This is a genomic window from Streptomyces sp. NPDC025721, from assembly GCF_055558595.1.
The window spans coordinates 1-17,294 of sequence record NZ_JBVHMF010000014.1 but is presented as its reverse complement, the minus strand read 5'-3'; the positions used below and the strand labels follow the sequence as shown (position 1 = coordinate 17,294).

At 68.2% G+C, this 17,294-nt stretch carries 13 protein-coding genes; 7 read left to right on the top strand and 6 right to left on the bottom strand.

All coding sequences use genetic code 11. The features are described from left to right. Positions 1-140: 140 nt before the first annotated feature. Positions 141-1,487: a cytochrome P450 gene (locus ACZ4EF_RS20520; protein ID WP_467505835.1), complete on the top strand. Its 1,347-nt coding sequence runs from the start codon at positions 141-143 to the stop codon at positions 1,485-1,487. Positions 1,488-1,618: 131 nt separating this feature from the next. On the opposite strand, the gene ACZ4EF_RS20515 is transcribed toward ACZ4EF_RS20520, so the two are convergent. From ACZ4EF_RS20515 to ACZ4EF_RS20500, 4 genes are all read right to left on the bottom strand, one after another. Further along, entirely contained in the window at positions 1,619-2,527 is a 909-nt protein-coding gene (locus ACZ4EF_RS20515) for a hypothetical protein (RefSeq protein ID WP_467505833.1), read from the bottom strand. A gap of 700 nt (positions 2,528-3,227) precedes the next feature. Continuing rightward, the gene (locus tag ACZ4EF_RS20510) at positions 3,228-4,076 is read right to left on the bottom strand and encodes a helix-turn-helix domain-containing protein (protein WP_467505831.1); all 849 of its coding nucleotides are present in this window, start codon (positions 4,074-4,076) and stop codon (positions 3,228-3,230) included. Positions 4,077-4,081: 5 nt separating this feature from the next. Continuing rightward, the gene (locus tag ACZ4EF_RS20505) at positions 4,082-4,600 is read right to left on the bottom strand and encodes a DUF6879 family protein (protein ID WP_467505830.1); all 519 of its coding nucleotides are present in this window, start codon (positions 4,598-4,600) and stop codon (positions 4,082-4,084) included. Next, positions 4,581-4,844 carry a hypothetical protein gene (locus ACZ4EF_RS20500; protein WP_467505828.1) on the bottom strand — a complete coding sequence of 88 codons (264 nt, stop codon included), beginning with the start codon at positions 4,842-4,844 and terminating at the stop codon, positions 4,581-4,583. The genes ACZ4EF_RS20505 and ACZ4EF_RS20500 overlap by 20 nt, the downstream gene beginning before the upstream one ends. Before the next feature lie 505 nt (positions 4,845-5,349). Between ACZ4EF_RS20500 and ACZ4EF_RS20495 the strand changes: the two genes are divergently transcribed. The 3 genes from ACZ4EF_RS20495 (at position 5,350) to ACZ4EF_RS20485 (ending at position 7,028) form a co-directional block, all read left to right on the top strand. Then, complete coding sequence (locus tag ACZ4EF_RS20495) at positions 5,350-5,541, top strand: hypothetical protein (RefSeq protein ID WP_467505827.1); 192 nt, start codon at positions 5,350-5,352, stop codon at positions 5,539-5,541. Between the two features lie 215 nt (positions 5,542-5,756). Then, positions 5,757-6,284, top strand: a complete 528-nt coding sequence (locus ACZ4EF_RS20490; protein ID WP_467505825.1) for a hypothetical protein — start codon at positions 5,757-5,759, stop codon at positions 6,282-6,284. Between the two features lie 84 nt (positions 6,285-6,368). Beyond that, positions 6,369-7,028 (top strand): class I SAM-dependent DNA methyltransferase, encoded by a 660-nt coding sequence (locus ACZ4EF_RS20485; protein WP_467505823.1) that lies wholly within the window; start codon positions 6,369-6,371, stop codon positions 7,026-7,028. A 94-nt stretch (positions 7,029-7,122) separates the two neighbouring features. Here the strand turns inward: ACZ4EF_RS20485 and ACZ4EF_RS20480 are convergent, their stop codons facing one another. Continuing rightward, complete coding sequence (locus ACZ4EF_RS20480; protein ID WP_467505821.1) at positions 7,123-7,269, bottom strand: hypothetical protein; 147 nt, start codon at positions 7,267-7,269, stop codon at positions 7,123-7,125. A 317-nt stretch (positions 7,270-7,586) separates the two neighbouring features. Next, positions 7,587-8,168: a hypothetical protein gene (locus ACZ4EF_RS20475; protein ID WP_467505819.1), complete on the bottom strand. Its 582-nt coding sequence runs from the start codon at positions 8,166-8,168 to the stop codon at positions 7,587-7,589. A gap of 613 nt (positions 8,169-8,781) precedes the next feature. Between ACZ4EF_RS20475 and ACZ4EF_RS20470 the strand changes: the two genes are divergently transcribed. The 3 genes from ACZ4EF_RS20470 to ACZ4EF_RS20460 all read left to right on the top strand — a co-directional run bounded on the left by ACZ4EF_RS20470 (position 8,782) and on the right by ACZ4EF_RS20460 (position 16,732). Further along, complete coding sequence (locus tag ACZ4EF_RS20470; protein WP_467505817.1) at positions 8,782-12,975, top strand: NACHT domain-containing protein; 4,194 nt, start codon at positions 8,782-8,784, stop codon at positions 12,973-12,975. 36 nt (positions 12,976-13,011) lie between these two features. Next, on the top strand, positions 13,012-15,459 hold the full coding sequence (locus ACZ4EF_RS20465) for a helicase associated domain-containing protein (protein WP_467505815.1): 2,448 nt from the start codon (positions 13,012-13,014) through the stop codon (positions 15,457-15,459). A 286-nt stretch (positions 15,460-15,745) separates the two neighbouring features. Continuing rightward, positions 15,746-16,732: a hypothetical protein gene (locus ACZ4EF_RS20460; protein WP_467505813.1), complete on the top strand. Its 987-nt coding sequence runs from the start codon at positions 15,746-15,748 to the stop codon at positions 16,730-16,732. Positions 16,733-17,294: the final 562 nt, after the last annotated feature.

The window sequence follows — 17,294 nt, the reverse complement described above, 5'->3', positions numbered from 1 at the left end:
CGACGATGTTGGCACACCCATGTCCGGCAAGGAGGGACAACTGTCCTTTATCCCAAGCGCGTTCCCCAGCGACTCTGGTGAAGCCGCGTCAGACCTACCCCGGGCTGGCACCCCGATCGGCAACAGTTACCGGAGGACTGATGGAACGCATGCTCGACACCTCACTGCGCACGAAGGTCGCGGGCCCGTCCGGGCCTCGCTGGGCGAACTACCTCGAGTTCCTGCACAACCCCTCCCGCTACCTCTTGCGGCGCATCGCGCCGCTGCCCGGCGAAGGCTTCATCCCCCTCAGCGGCCGCAACGCCGCTGTCACGATCGCCCGCGGCCAGGAGGCGGTGAAGACATTCTTCACCAACAACGAGGCCGTTCCCCGGGCCGGCGGGGGTATTTTTACCTTGCCCGCAGGACAGGCATGGTCCGGCATGTTCGACACGGTCCTCACCGCCAACGGCCCCGACCACCGCCGACGCCGCAAACTGATTGCACCAGCGTTCCACGGCAGCCTGATGGACTCCTATCGCACCGTCTTCGCGGACACGTTTGCCGCATCGAAGTTCGCCGATCCCGCAGCCGGCACGTTCGACCTGGTGACGGAGTACCGCCGCATCGCCCGGATCAACATGCTCGTCTGCCTGTTGGGCCTGCCCCCCACCCTTGCGAACCTGCGCCTGGCCAACGACGTCACTGACCTCCTGAGTTCCATGTTCAACCCTGCCGTGATCCTGTTCCGGCTTTACAAGGCATGGACTCCCTACGGGCGTTGGGCAAAGCGGGTCGAACATACCTACCTGGCCCTGACCAGTCTCATCGAGCAACGGCGGCTCGAGTCGCCTTCGTGGGACGCCCTGTCGGTGCTGTGCCACACGGTCGATGAAGCGGGCAACCACCTCACCACCGCAGAGATCGCCGGCGAGCTCCATGGCATGTTCGCGGCCGGCTACGAGACGACAGCGAGCGCCATGATCTGGTCGACGCTGACATCAATGAGTCGACCTGACCTCGTGCCTGACGGCCTGGAAACCATTGTCAAAGAGACACAACGGATGCTGCCTTCCGTGGCTCTTTCGCTCCCGCGCCAGGCCCGCACTGACATCTGCCTGAGTGACTCGACCGGTGCGCCCGCCAACACGGTGGCGTTCGTCTCGCCCCTGTTGGAGCACCGCAACCCGGACGTCTTCACCGATCCCAACCGCTTCGTCCCAGAGCGCTGGGCAAGCTTCCGGCCGTCGCCCTATTCCTTTTTGCCCTTCGGGCTCGGGAAGCGCCGCTGCCCTGGGGCGGGCTTCGCGGATGCGCAGGTGCATACGACCCTCTCACTGCTCTTAAAACAGTCCGGATGGACGCTGCCACACACGCGGATCGGCTTTCACACCAAGAGCGGCATCATCTTGATGCCCGACCGCCCCTTGCCCATCCGGCGCAGCCATGGGCAGCGGTTGGAGCGAATCACGGGCCCGCTGAAGGCGATCTGGCAGCCAGCTCGATAGCGGCTGCGTACTGCGCAGATGGCCCCTAGTAGTTGCTGTTCGCGGTCACGCCGACGGGCCAACCGGTCGTCGGCGACCCGTCCCAGGGGGGCGCAGTTCTGGGGCTGGCGCCTTGGTCGAAGCGCTCGTGATCAACTGCTGCTGTTGACGGTGCCGCAGGCGAAGCACAGAGGGGTGAAGACCTCAGGAGCAGCACGGGTGCGAGCTTCCAGCACGACGGTAGGTAGGCTGCAAGCTGGACATTCTTCGACTGGCCAGTCCGCGCGCTGTTCGTCCCACTGAAGACCAAGTCCGATGCCCACGTAGAAGGAGGCAAAGTTTTCAGCGTCGTGGTGTTCTTCTGTGCAGAAGAGGCATCTGATGTCAGACGCAGAGCCGACCGTGACGGCGAACTGGCCGCAGTCAGGGCATTCCACAGTGAGGTTGCGATGCGGTGCGAGTACGGGCCGAAGGCGATCCATGCGGACCTTGATGATGCTTCGGATGCCGCCGAGGCGTCGAAGGATGTCCTGTTCGATAGCGAAGGCGTCGTGAGGATCGTCTGGGCCGGCGTCAGGTGCGTCGTCGTAGCTGAGTTTCGGTATGAGCTCGTCTCTTAGGAAGTTCAGCAGGAAGTCGAGGATACTGGCGGCGCGGGATTCAACAGCCAAGGCGGGGGCCTTCAGGCCGTAGTGCTGGAGGGCGTTGCGCCACCTGGCGAGCTTTTTCAATTCGTCTTCGATGCTGCCAGGGATTTCGACGCCGATGATGCTTCGGAGTCGTGTGATCGTCTCTGTTGTGCTGCAGCTTTCGAAGTCCCCGTTCTCAAAGCGGGTGCGGTCCGCGGTCCCGGGGTTCTTGTAGACCAGACTCCAGTGCTCCTGCCGAAGACGGGCCTTCAGCATTACCTCGGCGGCGGCTTGGAGGTGAAGCACGGCATACTTCAGATCCCGTGGCTGAGGTTCTCCGCTCAGGCGATCCACCACGTCCTCAAGGTAATCCAGGGCATTGAGTACAGGTGGATATTCCACATGAGGGTCGCTAGTAGTCTCCTTGGCCACGGCGAGAGCCTACCTGTCGGCGCGCGGCTGAGTGGCCACAGATGAGTCTCTGACCGGAGGCCGCAGGCAGCCCGCCGCGGCGGCGGGGGAGGGCCTGCGAACTCGGTTCATGGTGGGCGTATGGCAGGTGACGCGGGCGCATCGCCGGCGGATCTCTCTCACCGTCTTGTGGGCGTATGGGCCGGAGGACTTCGCGGACTTCGACGCCCACGCCCCGGGCCTTCTGCGCTCCAGCCTGACGAGTGGCATCGCCTGTGCTGCCTCGCATCGACCTTCCCGAGCTGCTGCTGGAAGTCCATCACAAGCCGCGCCTGCCTGGTGGCACCATGCAGTGGCATGGACGCATCCCGGAACCCTGGGTACCTGCGCAAGACCGCCGAACCGGTTGTCGAGTTCAAGGCGGCGCTCGAGGCCTTCCTCGGCTTTCACCTGGAGACGAAGGATGCTGGTTCCGGCCACGGGTTGATGCCCGCGGTGACCCCGAAGGACGGTGTGTCAGACGAGACTCTCCGAGCTGCTGGCGATCGTCTTCTTCGACCGTGCCGCCGCCGCAACGCCGGGCGTGAGCTTCCCCGCCGACACCCCAGTCGATTGTGGACTCCGTGCGTTCGACGGAGCTGATGGTTGCTCACGCCGGATCCAGGCAAGCCAGGCGCGTCAACCTGGACCGGCCGCCCACATAGCCCGAGGCGATGGGGCCTCAGCGCGACGCCTCGATGGCGCGCATGATGAGCGCGCGGGCGTCGGTCCCGTACACGGCGTGCGCGGCCAGCTCCGCGAATGCCGCGGCGTACTGGGAGGTCTCCGCGGCTTGCGTGATCGTCAGGTACCCGGACACCAGCTCGACGTTGGCCTGCGCCGAGTCGTAGATCCAGAACCCTTCTACCGGCATCCGTGTGCGGTCCGGCCTGGCGGGGATGACGCCGAGACTCACATTCGGCAGCGCGCCCACCGTGATGAGGTGCCCGAGCTGCCCGGCCAGCACCTCGGCGCCTCCGATGCCCGACCGTAGGACGGATTCTTCGAGCAGGAACGCGAACGTCTTTCCCGCTTGGTGCAGTACCTGCTGCCGTTCCATGCGTGCTTCCACGGCGGCCTCGACGTCGTCGATCTCGACGCGTCGGCGCTGCACCGCGCGCAGTACGGCCTCGGTGTAGGCGCGGCTCTGGATCAGGCCGGGGATGAACCACGACGAGTACGCGCGGAAGCGGGTGGTGCGCTCGAACAGCGGACGTACGGCTGCCTGGGCGTGGTGCAGGCCGGAGCGCTCCATCCGCCGCCACTCGATGAACATGCCTTCCACAGCCCGTAGCGATGCCACGAGATCCGCGGCCTGGTCGTCGGCGTCGCAGGCCTGGCACCAAGCGTGGATGTCCTCGACGGACGGGGCGCTGCGGGCGTGCTCGATGCGGGAGACCTTCGAGGGGTACCAGCCGCACTCGGTCGCCAGGTCGCGCCCGGTCAGCCCGGAGTCCCGTCGGATCTCGGCGAGACGATCCGCCAGGACCTGCCGGGCCTGCTGGACCCGGGAGTACGCAGACGTTGCCATGGTGGTCAGGCCGGTCGGTACTCCGCGTGCGGGATGCCGTGCTCCCATACGGCTTCGAACGCGTCGGTGGCGGTCTTGGCGAGGGCGGGATCGTTGATGTACTCGCGGCCGTCTTCGGCGAGTTGGCCTTCCCCGGTGAAGTGGTGGAACAGAACGGTCTCGTCGTCGAACACCCACACGTCGGTGCCTGGCACAAGGAGGTGCGCGACGCGCCGCCGGGGCACCCAGCGGACTTCCTCACCGGCTGCGACGTTGCCGTCGGTCAGGTCGTGCTCGTACAGGGCGTACGGGTGCAGGGGCTCGGACACGATGCGGGCCCGCCGGACGGTGACGCCGCGCCCGACCGCCGCGGAGACGTACTCGTGCCAGCCGTTCCACCAGGATGCGCGGTCCTCGAGCTGGAGGCGGTGCCCCTGCTGCCAGGCGAGGAACCCGGGGTCGTCCAGCATGTAGCTGTCACGGGTCTCCAGATGCAGTGCGGACCGCCGCGCGCTGGCGAGGGCTTCACGGGCTGGGGGTTGCACTCGCGTCTCCGTCCGGGCGGGGGATGTACTGCAGCATCTCGGCGGGCAGCCGGATCATCGTCTCGTGCGGCGGGATCGCCGTGGAGTGGCCGGGAATTGACCCGACCTCCCGTGCCTGCCGGACGGTGTCCTCGTCAGCCTTGTACGACTGGATGATCAGATCTCCGGTGATGTCATCGAGCCAGATCGTAGGGGATTCGTCGGTGGGCGTGTTGCTGATGATCCCGAGGAACTGTAGAGCCATGGGGACGTCGCCTCCGAGTGGATTGCGCGGGATTCCACCGACTGTCGCTGCCCCGCTGACAGGCGTCAAGGGCACCTTCCTGCACAGACGTTGATGCAGACAGGCGGCCCGCTGATTGTCCGCAGAATCCCGCAGAATCTTCTGGAACACCTCTGACGGTGCCCCTAGCGTCGACAGGGCGCCCGCTTCGCGCCGAACAACGTGCGGCGGGCAGTAACCAGCCCCGCGTACGTGCAACCGGCCTGGGGCGCGGGCACGCCAGCGAGGGGCGCAGCATGCACGAGACCACCGAGCCAGTAGCTGGCCGCGGCGAGGATGGCTTCAGCCACCCCGGGCTCACCATCCGCGTCCGCCACGTCAACGCGCACGGCGAGGAGACCGCGTCGCACCCAGCCATCCGGCTTCCGGCCAGCGCGCCGCCGGCCACGTCCATGCGGCCGCCGTGCCGCTGTGGGCTGTGTGGAGGTGGCGGCGGCGTTCTGCGCCCGGCCGGCGCCCGGGGCGCATGGTGAGCGGCCACTGCCTCGACACCGGGGACGGGCCGATCCAGATCGACGCACCGGGGCCCCCGGCGAAGGACGCCGCTTGGGAGACGTACCAGGGCCACCGCCGCAGATGTCCGCAGTGCCAGACGAGCGTGTGGCGCTGCGCGGACGGCAACCGGATGTGGAACGGCTACATCAAGGCTTCCTCGTGAGGTACGCACACCGCCAGGCGGAGTTCCAGCCTGGCAGGGACGGCCAGGCCGACGTCCGCCCGGGCACAAAGGGCCTTGTCGGCAGGCGACCGGCCGTATCCGCCGGGTGGTCCCGCACAACGGGACGCGACGTGCGGATGGTCGTGCACGCCTGTCCCCGCGCTCGCCATACCCAAGAGCACACCGAACCCTTCACCGAGCAGGAGGACCGCACGATGACCACAGCAGTCCCCACCCGCGACCCACGAACCCTGCCCAACACACCCGCTGGATCCCGCATCCGCGACCCGAAGGAACTGCTCAACGCCGTCCAGCCGCACATCCACCACCTGACCCTCAACGTGATGGACAGCGGGATGGCCCTCTGGGACCGTGAGGTCGCGCTGCTGCTGCGCGACAACACCATGGTCCGCGACATGGCCGAACGGATCCTCGGTAACGCCGTCATGTACACCATCGCCTCGATCGAGCACCCCGACGTGCACCTGGGCGTCGGCAAGCTCGTCGACATCGGCGTCCACCAGCTCATCCTCGACACGCCCGTCTGGTTCGCCATCTGTGACCGCTACAACGGCGGCCGGTACAAGCACCACGCCCCGTTCATCCAGCGCCGCAGCGACGGCCTGTGCCTGCGCACCGCCGACTTCCTGGCCTCCATCGGGTTCCAGGTCGACGAGGAGTTGTGGGCGACCGACGGCGCCGAATGCTCCCCGTGCGACAACAAGGTCCCCGACAGCCACTGATCCCAGCCGCTGTGCCCCGCCTCGTCCGTGCCCCCGGGCATCATGGGGCGGGGCCCACCTTCCCCGCCCAGCAGAGGACACCAGATGCCCGCCCAGCACGACATCGCCGCAGAGACCGAACTGTGGGATGCCTACGCCCACAGCGCGTTCAAGGACGACGCCGAGCCGATCTTCCACTGGACGCAGTACGCCGGACACGGCCCCGGCCCCGAGCTGCTCGGCGACCCGGAAAGCGTGCTGGAGATCGGCTGCGGCACCGGCCGGGCGCTCGCCCACCTGGCACAGCGCGGCACCAAAGCCGCCGGCGTCGACATGTCCCCGGTCATGGTCGCGAAGACGGCCGAACGGTGGGGACACACGGGCGCACAGTTCCACTGCTCCGAAGTGCTGGACCACCTCCGCAGTGCCACCGAGACCTACGACGCGGTGTACTCGATCTTCGGCGCCGCATGGTTCGCCGACCCGTCCAAGCTCTTCCCGCTCGTGCGGCAGCGCCTCAACCCTGGTGGGGTATTCGTCTTCTCCCAGCCGCCCGCCATCCCCGGCGCCTACGGTCCCCAGGGCATGTACAAGGGCGGCTTCGCCGGGAAGGCGATGTTCACCTACCGGTACAGCTACCGGTCGGCCGTCTGGGAGCGCCTGTTGACCCGGGCCGGCTTCGCCGCGGCTGAGGCGCGGGTCCTGGAGGCCCCGGAGCCTGGACACATCGGCACCCTGCTCGTACGGGCGACAGCCCCCCGCTGAACCGCACCCCCTGTCCTCGCGTGCGACAACCTGCACGCGCCGAAGGCGAAGCCCCCGCCCGGCTCCCGCCCGGCGAGGGCTTCGTCAGGTCCAGCTACTCGGCGCGCTCGGCCTCCGCCCGGCGCTCCGCCTCGCACCGCTGGCAGTGCTCGCACCGCTTCGCCCCGGTGGTGCCCGGCGCGAGCGCCTGCCCGTGCACGCCGCCCGGGTGACCGCACCATCCGCAGTCGAAGTGACCCATGGGTGACCCCTTTCGTCGCGGGGAAAGGCGACTTGTGCCCCTCCCTTGCCCTTTCGCGGCCGTCATACCCGGTTGGACATCATCCGCAGGTCAGAGAGCCTGGATGTGGCGCACGGGCGCAACCCGCGGACCGCTGTCCCCTCTCGGACAGGGCGCTGAACAGCACCGACGGCCTCCGCCGTTCGTCATCTTCGGCTGCTCCGGCCTTTGTTGGTAGCTGGACCCGGGCCACGCTCACTGCGGCCGGGCGTGACGCGGACAACGTCGCCTCCGGAAGTAGCGCCCGTACAGGCCATGCCCTCGCAGTGGAATCGGCATCAGCACGCACCGTCGGCGAGCAACTCGGGACCGAAGCGCTGTTCAAGCATGGCGAGCGCCTTCGCCTGCTCGCTGTGAGCGTACGCCCGTTGTTCAGGGGTGTAGGAGAACGCGATGGCCAGCTCGTACGCGGACGGGTTGGCCCAGAGCGGGACGACGGCTTCGGCGATCTCCCGGGCGGCCTCCACCCAGTCCGCAGTGGCATCCGCCGGGACATTGAACAGCGGCGCGAGAGAGCTGGCCGGATAGGGGTCCTGGCGCAGCGGCCCAGGAGTGCGGGCCAGCTCCAGGGCAAGCTTGCGGAGGTGTTCGGCGGGGCAGGTCCCGTCGCAGCCCTCCCGGAGAATCTCCTCCCCGGGTTCACGCATGCGTCCTGTCTCCTCTGCGGAGGCGGTGAACGTGCCGTGCACGCTCAGGCAGTTGCTCCCGTCCGAGCCGAATCGCTGGACGACCTCGCCGTCCCGCCACTCGTACCCGGCGCCGAGCACCACCAGGACCTGATGGAGCGCCTGGGTGCGATCGGGATATGCGCAGGGGAAGCTGCGGATGAGATCGGCCAGGGTCTGGTCAACGCTCGCCACAACGGCACCCCTCCTAGGGCTGCGGTCCCATCCGCCCGGCCATCCGCGCGGCCTCCTCCAGGGTCACGAACTGCACCTTCTTGCGGAACGCCCCCTTGACCACGAAGAACCAGGAGAACTTACCGTGCGGCCCGATCTCCCTGCACTCGTACAGCCCGTTACCGGCAAGGGGCCACCCGTACGGCTCGCCGGTACGGCGGAGGAAAGTGCGGGCGTAGACCTACCTCTTGTTCGTCCCGCGGATTCTGGCCACCCACCCGACCGGAGTGTGGCAGATGACGCGCCGCGGGGTGATGGCCACCTCGGGGAAGGGGGCTGCCGGATCTGCGGTGGTCACGTCGAGGGGTACGTCAAGCGCCGCCAGCGCGCCCGCCCGGCCCGTCGTGTGCGGGCAGCGCGGCCACGCCAGAAGAGAGCGGGCGGCGTTCCGCACCACGACGACCGCCTGGAACAGGGCTCCCTTGCTGTTGTGTTCTCGCCGCCGCGGTGACAACCCGACGGCACCGTGCCCGAGTTGCGGAACGGCTCTCTGTGGGTGTCGGATCGCCGAAGCAGCACGTGCGCGGGGCCGCGGCTGGCGGCTCGATGGCAATGAGGTGCAGGGGGCGGGCGTATGACGGGGTGGACGGAGTTTTCGTGGCGGCGCCGGGTGATCCCGGTCGGGGAGATGCCCGGTCTGAACCGCTACGGGTGGCCGCTGCCGATTGAACGCCGGGGTCGTCCTGTGGTCGGCACGCTGGCAGACCAGCGGCACGTTCCAGTTCTGGTCCTGCACGGTGAGCGGGGGCTGGGCAAATCCGTGGCCCTGAAGCAGGAACAGGCGGCGCTTGCCCACGACGGTGCCTGTGCTTCCCGGGTCGATCTGGGGGCCTGCACAGATGCCGGTGAAGCGGACAGGCAGTTCGGTCGGGCCTTCCTGCGCCCGCCTGGAACCCAGGGCTCCTGGCATGTCCTGCTGGACGGCTTGGACGAGGGGCTCAACGAGTACCTGGCGCTGGACCTGAAGTTGGCCACTCACCTGGAGGGACTCGGTGCTGCCGAGCGTGCGGATCTGCGGCTGCGGATCTCCTGTCGCACCGCCCGCTGGCCGGCACGTCTAGAGGACGCGCTGCGCCGCCTTTGGCCAGACGACCAGACAGCGGTCATGAGCCTTGCCCCGCTCAGCCGTGAAGACGTGGTGATAGCCGCCGAGGCGATGGGCGTGACCGACACTGAGGAGTTCACCACCGCCCTGCGACACCGCGGGCTCATCGCGCTGGCAACCAGCCCGATCACCCTGCGGCAACTCCTGCGCGGCTACACCGACACCGGCGCGCTGCCGCAGACGGTCGGCCAGGCCTATCGTGATGCGTGCCTGTACCTGTGCGCGGAGACACGCCGTCCCAACTCGGCGCAGCAGCTGCATGCCCAGGCGGCACCGGAGCACCTGCTCACGGTCGCCTCGCGCGTTGCGGCAGTGCTGCACTTCGGCCCTTACACCGTGTTGTCCGACCAGATGGACCGTTCCGGGGCACCGGCCGGCGACCTGCACCTGTCGTCGCTGGTCGGCGCCGAGCCCGGGCCTTTGGGTGGCACCGTCGCGTGCACGACCAGCGAACTGCGGCAGATCACCGAGTCCGGGCTGCTCGTCCCGGTGGGGGAGTTGCGGTGGACGTTCGCCCACCGCAGCTACCAGGAGTACCTGGCCGCACTCTTCCTGCGGGCCCGGACGCTGGCCCCGCCGGCTCTGCGCGAGCTGCTGTGGATCGGCAGCGGGAAGAGCCGGCACGTCCTGGAAGCACATCAGGAAGTCGCGGCCTGGCTGGCCGCGGACGACGACACCGTCTTCGAGGACCTCCTGCGCGATGATCCGCTGGTGCTGCCCCAGGCCGACTTGTCCGCGCGCCGCTCCTCGGACCGAGCCCGGGCCACCGCAGCCCTGCTCGCCCTGCTGGCGCAGGACGACACCCTGCGACTCGACCCCACTCCGTTGCACCGCCTGGACCATCCCGCTCTGCCGGACCAGCTTCGTCCGTACCTGACGCCGGCCACCGCACCCCATCTGGTGCACGCCGCGGTGAGCATCGCCCAGGCCTGCCGCCTCGACCAGCTCAACGACGCCCTCCTCGACGTGGCCGAGGCCGCGGAAGACCTGCCAGGCGAAATACGCCGAGCCGCTGTCGAGACCGTCACCGCCCCCGACGCACCGCAACTGCTCCGCCTCCGGCAACTGGCCGAGGCCCCCTCCCCGGAAGTGGTTGCGGCAGCCCTCGAACACCTCTATCCGGCACATCTGAGCGTGACAGAGCACCTGGCCCTGTTCCGCGATCCGGCACACATCGGAGGCGCCTACCTGCACCGCCAGGCCCTTCCCGAGGGCCTGGACACAGCCACGATCAGGGAAGCGGTGACGTGGGCCGGCACGGTCGTGGGCGATCCCGACACCAAGGCCAGCCGCGCCCTGGCCCTGGGTGTCCTGACCCGCGCTGTCACCCTGGCCGAAGACGCCTCCATTCCCGCAGCCGAGATCCTGCCACTGCTCGGCGATGCTTTCCTCGGCATGGCCGCGTGCGAGGACGACCTCTACCACCACCGGCTCCAAGACCACCTCAGGGCGCTGGACACCACCCTCGCGTCGGCCGTGTGCACCAGGCGCCGCCTGACCCTGCACCTGCTCGCCACCGCCGGACCCGGGCAATGGTTCATCCTGCTCGGAATCTTCGGGGCAGGACTCCTGCCCGCGGACGACGTCCTGTACTGGATGGGGCACTGGGACCTGCTGGAAGGATTTCCCCCGCAAACGGTCCGCACGGCGGTGCGGTTCGGACCTCCGAAAGACGCCCTGCAACGACAGCGGGCAGATACCGCCCGGGCCGCACACCCCTCCCTTGCCGAGCTCACCGCCTGGTGGGACGCGCCACCAGCCGAACCCCCCAGGCACAGGCGCACGGAGGAAGAACGCGAACACCGACGCCGGCGCCACACCTACGACGAGTCAGCCCTGCGCGACGCCCTGCACACCGCACGCACCGCTGACAGCACCCTGGCCCGCGCGGCGTGGGCCAGGGTGCTGAACCAGATGCAGCGCACGCCGGACGGCACCCAGCCCCGCCCCTTCGAGCCGCTGCTCACCCTGGCGGCCACGGCGCCCTCCCGCCCCGACCCAGACAGCGACCTCGGCCGTCTTCTCACCGAGGCTGCTCTGCACACACTGCGCACTACCCCTGTGGCGACCGCCGACGATCTCGTGGCAGACGGGGCGGACGTCTGGCGGGTCCCCGAGCTCGCCGCCTTCGCCGTCGCCGGCGATCCCTCGCAGATCTCCCACGATCCAGACAGGTGGGGCGGCTGGGCCCTGGCCCTGTCAACCCTCCACACCCATGACCAGGCATCGCAGGACCTGAAGCGCGACCTCCTCCGGCGGTGCCCGCAGACTGCCCAGGACCGGATCCGGAAACTCCTGCCGACGCTCCTGGACGACGTCACCGAACACACCGTCCGCACTATCGCGCGCTCCCTCGCCCTCTTCCCCCACTGCCGACCGGCATTGCGGTCCTGGGCCGAAAAAACGCATGGCGACCCGGAACGCTGGCATGCCGTCCTGGCCGAACTGTCCACCGCAGGCGACCATGACGCCACCGACCAGCTGGCGGCGGCCGTCCGCGAGGATCCCGCCGATCATGAACCTGGTACCCCCGCCAGACTGCGCTGGACGCTGGCCTGCCAGACCCTCCTGCACAACAGGAACCTCACGGTGTTCTGGCCGGACATCAGCAGCCGCCTCACCGATCCCGTCCTTCTCACCGACTTCCTCCACACAACCGCCCAGAACCCGCAGGCCGCATACGGATGGCCGCCGGCACTCGGCCAACTGCCAGAAGACGACCTGGCCGGCCTCTACCGGCTCATCTGCGAACAGGACGCTCTCGCCCCGCTGCGCAACCGACCGTGGCGTACGGGCTTCGTCGGAGGCGACGACCGGGTCTCCGAACTCATCCAGGCTCTGCCCGAACTCATCGCCAGGAAGGAATCCGCCCAGGCCGCCACTGCCCTGGACGACCTCGCCGCCAGCTACAGCGACGTGCCCGCCCTGCGCAGGCTCGCACGCCTCACCGGCCGCATCGCCGCCGCATCCCTGGCCACCCCCGTTGCGGCCAAGGAGTTCATCGCCCTGGCCGACAACCACAGGCTCCGCCTGGTCCGCGACGAACACCAACTGCTCGAGGTCGTCCTGGAATCTCTCCAGGCCCTGCAGCACGACGTCCAGGGCGACAACGGAACCGCCGTCAACCTGTGGAACAGGGACACCGACCGTTTCACCGCAACCACCAAGTGCTGGCCGTGCTGGGAAGACGATCTGTGCGACGCCGTCACGGCCTTCCTACGCCGCGACATCGGCACCCGCGGCATCATCATCAACCGCGAAGTGGAGATCAGGCGCTCAGGCCTGCCCGGGCAACGCACCGACATCCACATCGACGCCCCCGCCTGTGACGGCAGCGACCAGCCTGCCCTGCGCTTGATCATCGAATGCAAAGGCTGCTGGAACGACGAACTGAAGCACGCCATCCCACGCCAGCTCGCCGCCTACCTCACCCAGCCCCGGACAGCCGGCCTCCTCCTGGTCGGCTACTTCGACTGCACGCGCTGGAACCACCAGCGACGCGACTGCCCTGCAACCGGCCACAGCCTCCAGAACATCACCGACACCCAGAAATCCCAGGCGGCCCGGCTCAAGGACCGGTTGCTGCTGCCGGTCGACGCCTTCGTCCTCGACTGCCGCCTCCCCGGACCAGAAAGCGACTGGCGCAAAAGCACAGCAACCTGACCACCCAAGGGAACGCCCCACAGGGATCATGTGTCTATGAGCACCTCGGCCCGCCCCGCACCCCCCACCACCAACCAGCCCGGCCCTGCCGAACGAGTGGGGTTGTTCCGGCGCCAGGCCGAGGGCGTGCACAAGGCGGCGCGTCATCTGCACCGCCCCGGAACACGGGCCCTGCTGGTGTCAGCGACAGGTACGGGCAAGACACTGATGGCGATCCGGATCGCCGACGCGCTGGACGCGAAACTGGTGCTGTTCGTGGTGCCCACCCTCGACCTGGCCGCGCAGACCGCACTGGCGTGGCGAGCCGACGGACACACCGAGCACATGCTGATCGTGTCATCGATGAACGCCTCCGGCCATGACGCGCTGGCAGCAGCTGCGGTGGGGTCGACCGGCGACTTCCGCACACTGGCCGGACTGATGGCGGTGGTGGGGGACAGGCACGACCAGATCCCGGCGCTGACGGTGATCTGCACCTACGACTCGCTGGACAAGGTCGAGCAGACCAAGCACTCCCGCTTCCAGGTACCGCCGTTCGACCTGGCGGTCATGGACGAGGCACACCGGATCGCGGGGCGGCCGGACAAGAAGTGGGCGGTCATCAACGACGCCAGGCGCATCAAGGCGGACCGCCGCCTGTACATGACGGCAACGCCGCGGATCTTCGCCGCACCGGACCTGTCAGAGTCAGCGAACGTCACCCGCCCCCACCTTTGGCCCCCCGCCGGACAAGATGTCGACGCGGCAGCGAACAGCATGGACAACGAGGCCGTCTACGGGAAGAAGGTCTTCGAGTACCCGCTGGCCCAGGCGATCGCGGACGGGAGGGCCGCGGACTACCGGATCGTGGTACCCACCCTCACCGACGCCGAACTCCGCGCCCGCCTGAACCTGCCCGTCCCCGGCGACACAGACGCAGCCAGCGACAGCGCTCCCGCTGCCGACAATGCACTGCGCACCACCGCCCTGCACCTGGCCGTACTCAAAGCCATGGTCGAGCACGGGCTGCGCCGCGTCCTGGTGTACTTCAACCTCGTCGAAGACGCCAAACGCTTCGCCCGCGGACTCGGCCACACCCTGCGCCAACTGCGGCGCACCGCACCGGAGTTCTGCCCCGATCCGGACTCGCAACTCTTCTTCGTCCACGGGGAGCACACCCCGCAGCAGCGCGCCAACATCTTCAAAGACTTCGCCGAAGCACCGTGCGCGATCCTGGCGAACGCCAAGCTGATCGCCGAAGGCATCGACATCCCCTCCGTCGACGCGATCGTGTTCGCCGACCCCACCCGCAGCGTCCGCCGCTGCGTGCAGGCCCTCGGCCGCGCCCTGCGGATCGACGTCAGCGGGAAGACCGCGAGCCTGATCATCCCCGTCTACATCCCGCCCGGCGCCGACCCGGCCGACATCCTGGGCACTGCCTACGAGCCGGTGTGGGCGATCACCACGGCACTGGCCAGCCACGACCACCGCATCGCCGAACGCCTCCCCGACAAGGCCAACCGCCTCCCGCCAGAAACCAGCCAACTCATCCAGCACCGCTGGCACTTCGACTTCACCGTCCACCCAGAGCGCATCGCCCGCGCGATGGACCTGGCCACCTTCGACCCCCGCGACGCCACCTCCCGCCCCCGCCGAGAAGGACTCGCCGCCGCCCAGGCCTTCCACGACCAGCGCGGCCACCTCGACGTCCCCGCCGACTACACCGACCCCACCGGTTACAACCTGGGCACGTTCATCACCGGCATGCGCGACGCCCGCACCGCAGGCCGCCTCGACGCCGACTGGAGAGCCGAACTCGACGCGCTCGGCATGATCTGGGACAAACACCAGGCATCCTGGCGCGCCAACCTCACCCTCGTCGCCGACTACCACCACGAACACGGCCACCTGGCGATCCCCGCCACCGCCCCCGGCGGAGCGTTCCTCGCCGAACAGCGCTCCCTGGCTGCCCGCGGCGACCTCGGCCCTGCCCGCACAGCCGACCTCGCAGCCCTCGACCCGGGCTGGCGCCTGCCCTACGGCCCGGACTGGCACCGCAAATACCACCTCCTGCGCAACCACCTCGCAGCAGGAAATGACCCAGCCGCCCTCACCGGCGACAGCCACATCGGCACCACCAAGATCGGACCATGGATCCACCGCCAGCTCACCACCTTCACCACCCTCGAAGTAGGCCAGCAGAACCTTCTGACCGCCATCGGCATCACCCCCGACACCCACCCCCTGCCCCAGCGCTCCGAACGCCGCAGCTTCGCCCAGACCGTCCAGATCCTGGAGCTGTTCCTCCACAGGGAAGGCCGCGCCCCCACCGCCCGCGAAGAGATCGTCGTCGACGGCCGGACCGTCAGGATCGGCCCGTGGCTCGCCAAAGCCCGCACCAAACACCGCAACGGCCAACTCCCCGAAGCCGACCGCGCCCTGGTGGCCGAACTGTTCGACGGCGACTGGACCGACGACACCGCTCCGCTCGCCGTCCGGACATAGCTGAAACGCCGTCGCATCCGGGCAGCCAGGCACTGTGGCGGAGAGCGGCCGCAGAAAAGAACCCCCGCCAACCGGTGGCACCCGCGCTGCCAACACTGGGCTGGCGACCCCAAGACACGGCAGAGACAACACCAACTGCCCTCCCAACAGCTACGACCCCACGGCGACAGCGACAGCCCAACAACCGCACCGCGGACGAGAACGTGTTTGTGTACTCGACGAACCGATGTCAGGGTCGGACGGCAGTCCGACATCAGCGCTGGCACGGGTCTGAGAGGAATGGGCGATGACGCAGGAACAGGACTTTCACTTCCCCGTGATCCGCAACGGGATGGACTACCTGGTCAGTGTTATGGAGTCGCTGACACCGCCAGTCCAAGCGCGAGACACGAAATACGCCGTGCTTCACCTCCAGGCTGCCGCCGAGGTACTGCTGAAGTGGCCCCTGATCCAGCACGACTGGCGGCTGGTAGTCCTCCCAGACGAGAAGACCGGGGCGATCTGCGACGAGACGGCCTTTCGGCGCGGAGACTTTCGTAGTATCAACCTGCGCCCTGCCGTACAGCTGCTGAAGACCGAGCTGGACATTGTGCTTCCGGGCCGGACGGTACGGGCGATCAATCGACTGGCCAACAACCGCAACCGCCTTCAGCACCTCGGGATGTCAGGATCCCAGGCGGCAGTCCAGGCCAGCGCAGCGAAAGTACTCGACTTCCTGCTCGACTTCATCCGCGACCACCTCCGCGACTACCTGGACCCGGAGGACACCGAACACGTCGACCAGCAGATGGGCCACGTACGCGGCAGACTCAACAGCGTGCAGGTACTGATCGATACCCGAATGGCCAGGATCCGAACCGAGCTGGCCGCGGCAGCCGGACGGGCGGTTGAATGCCCCATCTGCGGCCAGGACGCGATGACCGTCGACGAAGACAACCGCACAGTGGCATGCCGGTACTGCCGTGCCAACTGGGCGGACCCCGGGGCGGCTGCCGGAGACTACGCCTGGGGAGTCCTCAATCTGTCCGAGTACGAGCAAGTCAAAGACGGCGGATGGCCGCCTGTTCGCAACTGCCCCGAATGCGATGACGTCGCCCTGGTACCGGGCACCATGCTCGCCGGCGCCAAAGACGATCCGACGTTCCTGTGCTTCGCCTGCGGAGAAGCATTCAGCAACCTGGTCACCTGCGAGGGCGGATGCGGCACCTTCACGGCGGACACGGACACAGGGATGTGCCCCGAATGTCTAACCGCGCGGTTCGAACGATTTTGAGACCTACGGTCGGACTCGGCATCCCGCCGAGCTGAGCCACCTAGACGGACGGCCTGCGTCCGCACCGCAAGCCTGATAGCGCGGACCGACACGGCCCAGTGTACCCACCACCCTCGGCCCACTATCGAAGTCGCAGAGCTGAGCAATTGTCACGGCGCCGGCTACAGATATCCGACCGCTCCCACATGCCGCGGCCCCCGGCACACCCGCTTCACGGAGGGCACCGACCGCCCCCTACCCTTCCCCGTACCTGGCAGGTTTCGTACCGGGGGAGGCACGCGGAGAAAACCCGGAAACTGCGGAACTTTTACACGAAGGAAGCACACCACCGAGCCGACCCGTAGCCTGCCAAGCCCGCGGAGCGGGCTCCAAGGGCTCGAGAGGCGAAGCCGGAGAGCCCGAGACGGGAAGCGAAGCGCCCCGTCTCCACACCCGGCAAGCCGGGTGACCCATCACGAAGTGATGGGGTTTCAACTGGCAAGCGAAGCGCGCCAGTTTGAGCCCCGCGAAGCGGGGCGTCCCGTTCAAAAGCTGCGCAGCAGCTTTTAACCCGCTCCGCGGG

Excerpts from the sequence above, each read along its gene's own strand:
- ACZ4EF_RS20485 (WP_467505823.1), top strand. The coding sequence starts at position 6,369 with ATGCCCGCCCAGCACGACATCGCCGCAGAGACCGAACTGTGGGATGCC.
- ACZ4EF_RS20465 (WP_467505815.1), top strand. The coding sequence starts at position 13,012 with ATGAGCACCTCGGCCCGCCCCGCACCCCCCACCACCAACCAGCCCGGC.
- ACZ4EF_RS20495 (WP_467505827.1), top strand. The coding sequence starts at position 5,350 with ATGGTGAGCGGCCACTGCCTCGACACCGGGGACGGGCCGATCCAGATC.
- ACZ4EF_RS20460 (WP_467505813.1), top strand. The coding sequence starts at position 15,746 with ATGACGCAGGAACAGGACTTTCACTTCCCCGTGATCCGCAACGGGATG.
- ACZ4EF_RS20490 (WP_467505825.1), top strand. The coding sequence starts at position 5,757 with ATGACCACAGCAGTCCCCACCCGCGACCCACGAACCCTGCCCAACACA.
- ACZ4EF_RS20510 (WP_467505831.1), bottom strand. The coding sequence starts at position 4,076 with ATGGCAACGTCTGCGTACTCCCGGGTCCAGCAGGCCCGGCAGGTCCTG.
- ACZ4EF_RS20500 (WP_467505828.1), bottom strand. The coding sequence starts at position 4,844 with ATGGCTCTACAGTTCCTCGGGATCATCAGCAACACGCCCACCGACGAA.
- ACZ4EF_RS20480 (WP_467505821.1), bottom strand. The coding sequence starts at position 7,269 with ATGGGTCACTTCGACTGCGGATGGTGCGGTCACCCGGGCGGCGTGCAC.
- ACZ4EF_RS20470 (WP_467505817.1), top strand. The coding sequence starts at position 8,782 with ATGACGGGGTGGACGGAGTTTTCGTGGCGGCGCCGGGTGATCCCGGTC.
- ACZ4EF_RS20520 (WP_467505835.1), top strand. The coding sequence starts at position 141 with ATGGAACGCATGCTCGACACCTCACTGCGCACGAAGGTCGCGGGCCCG.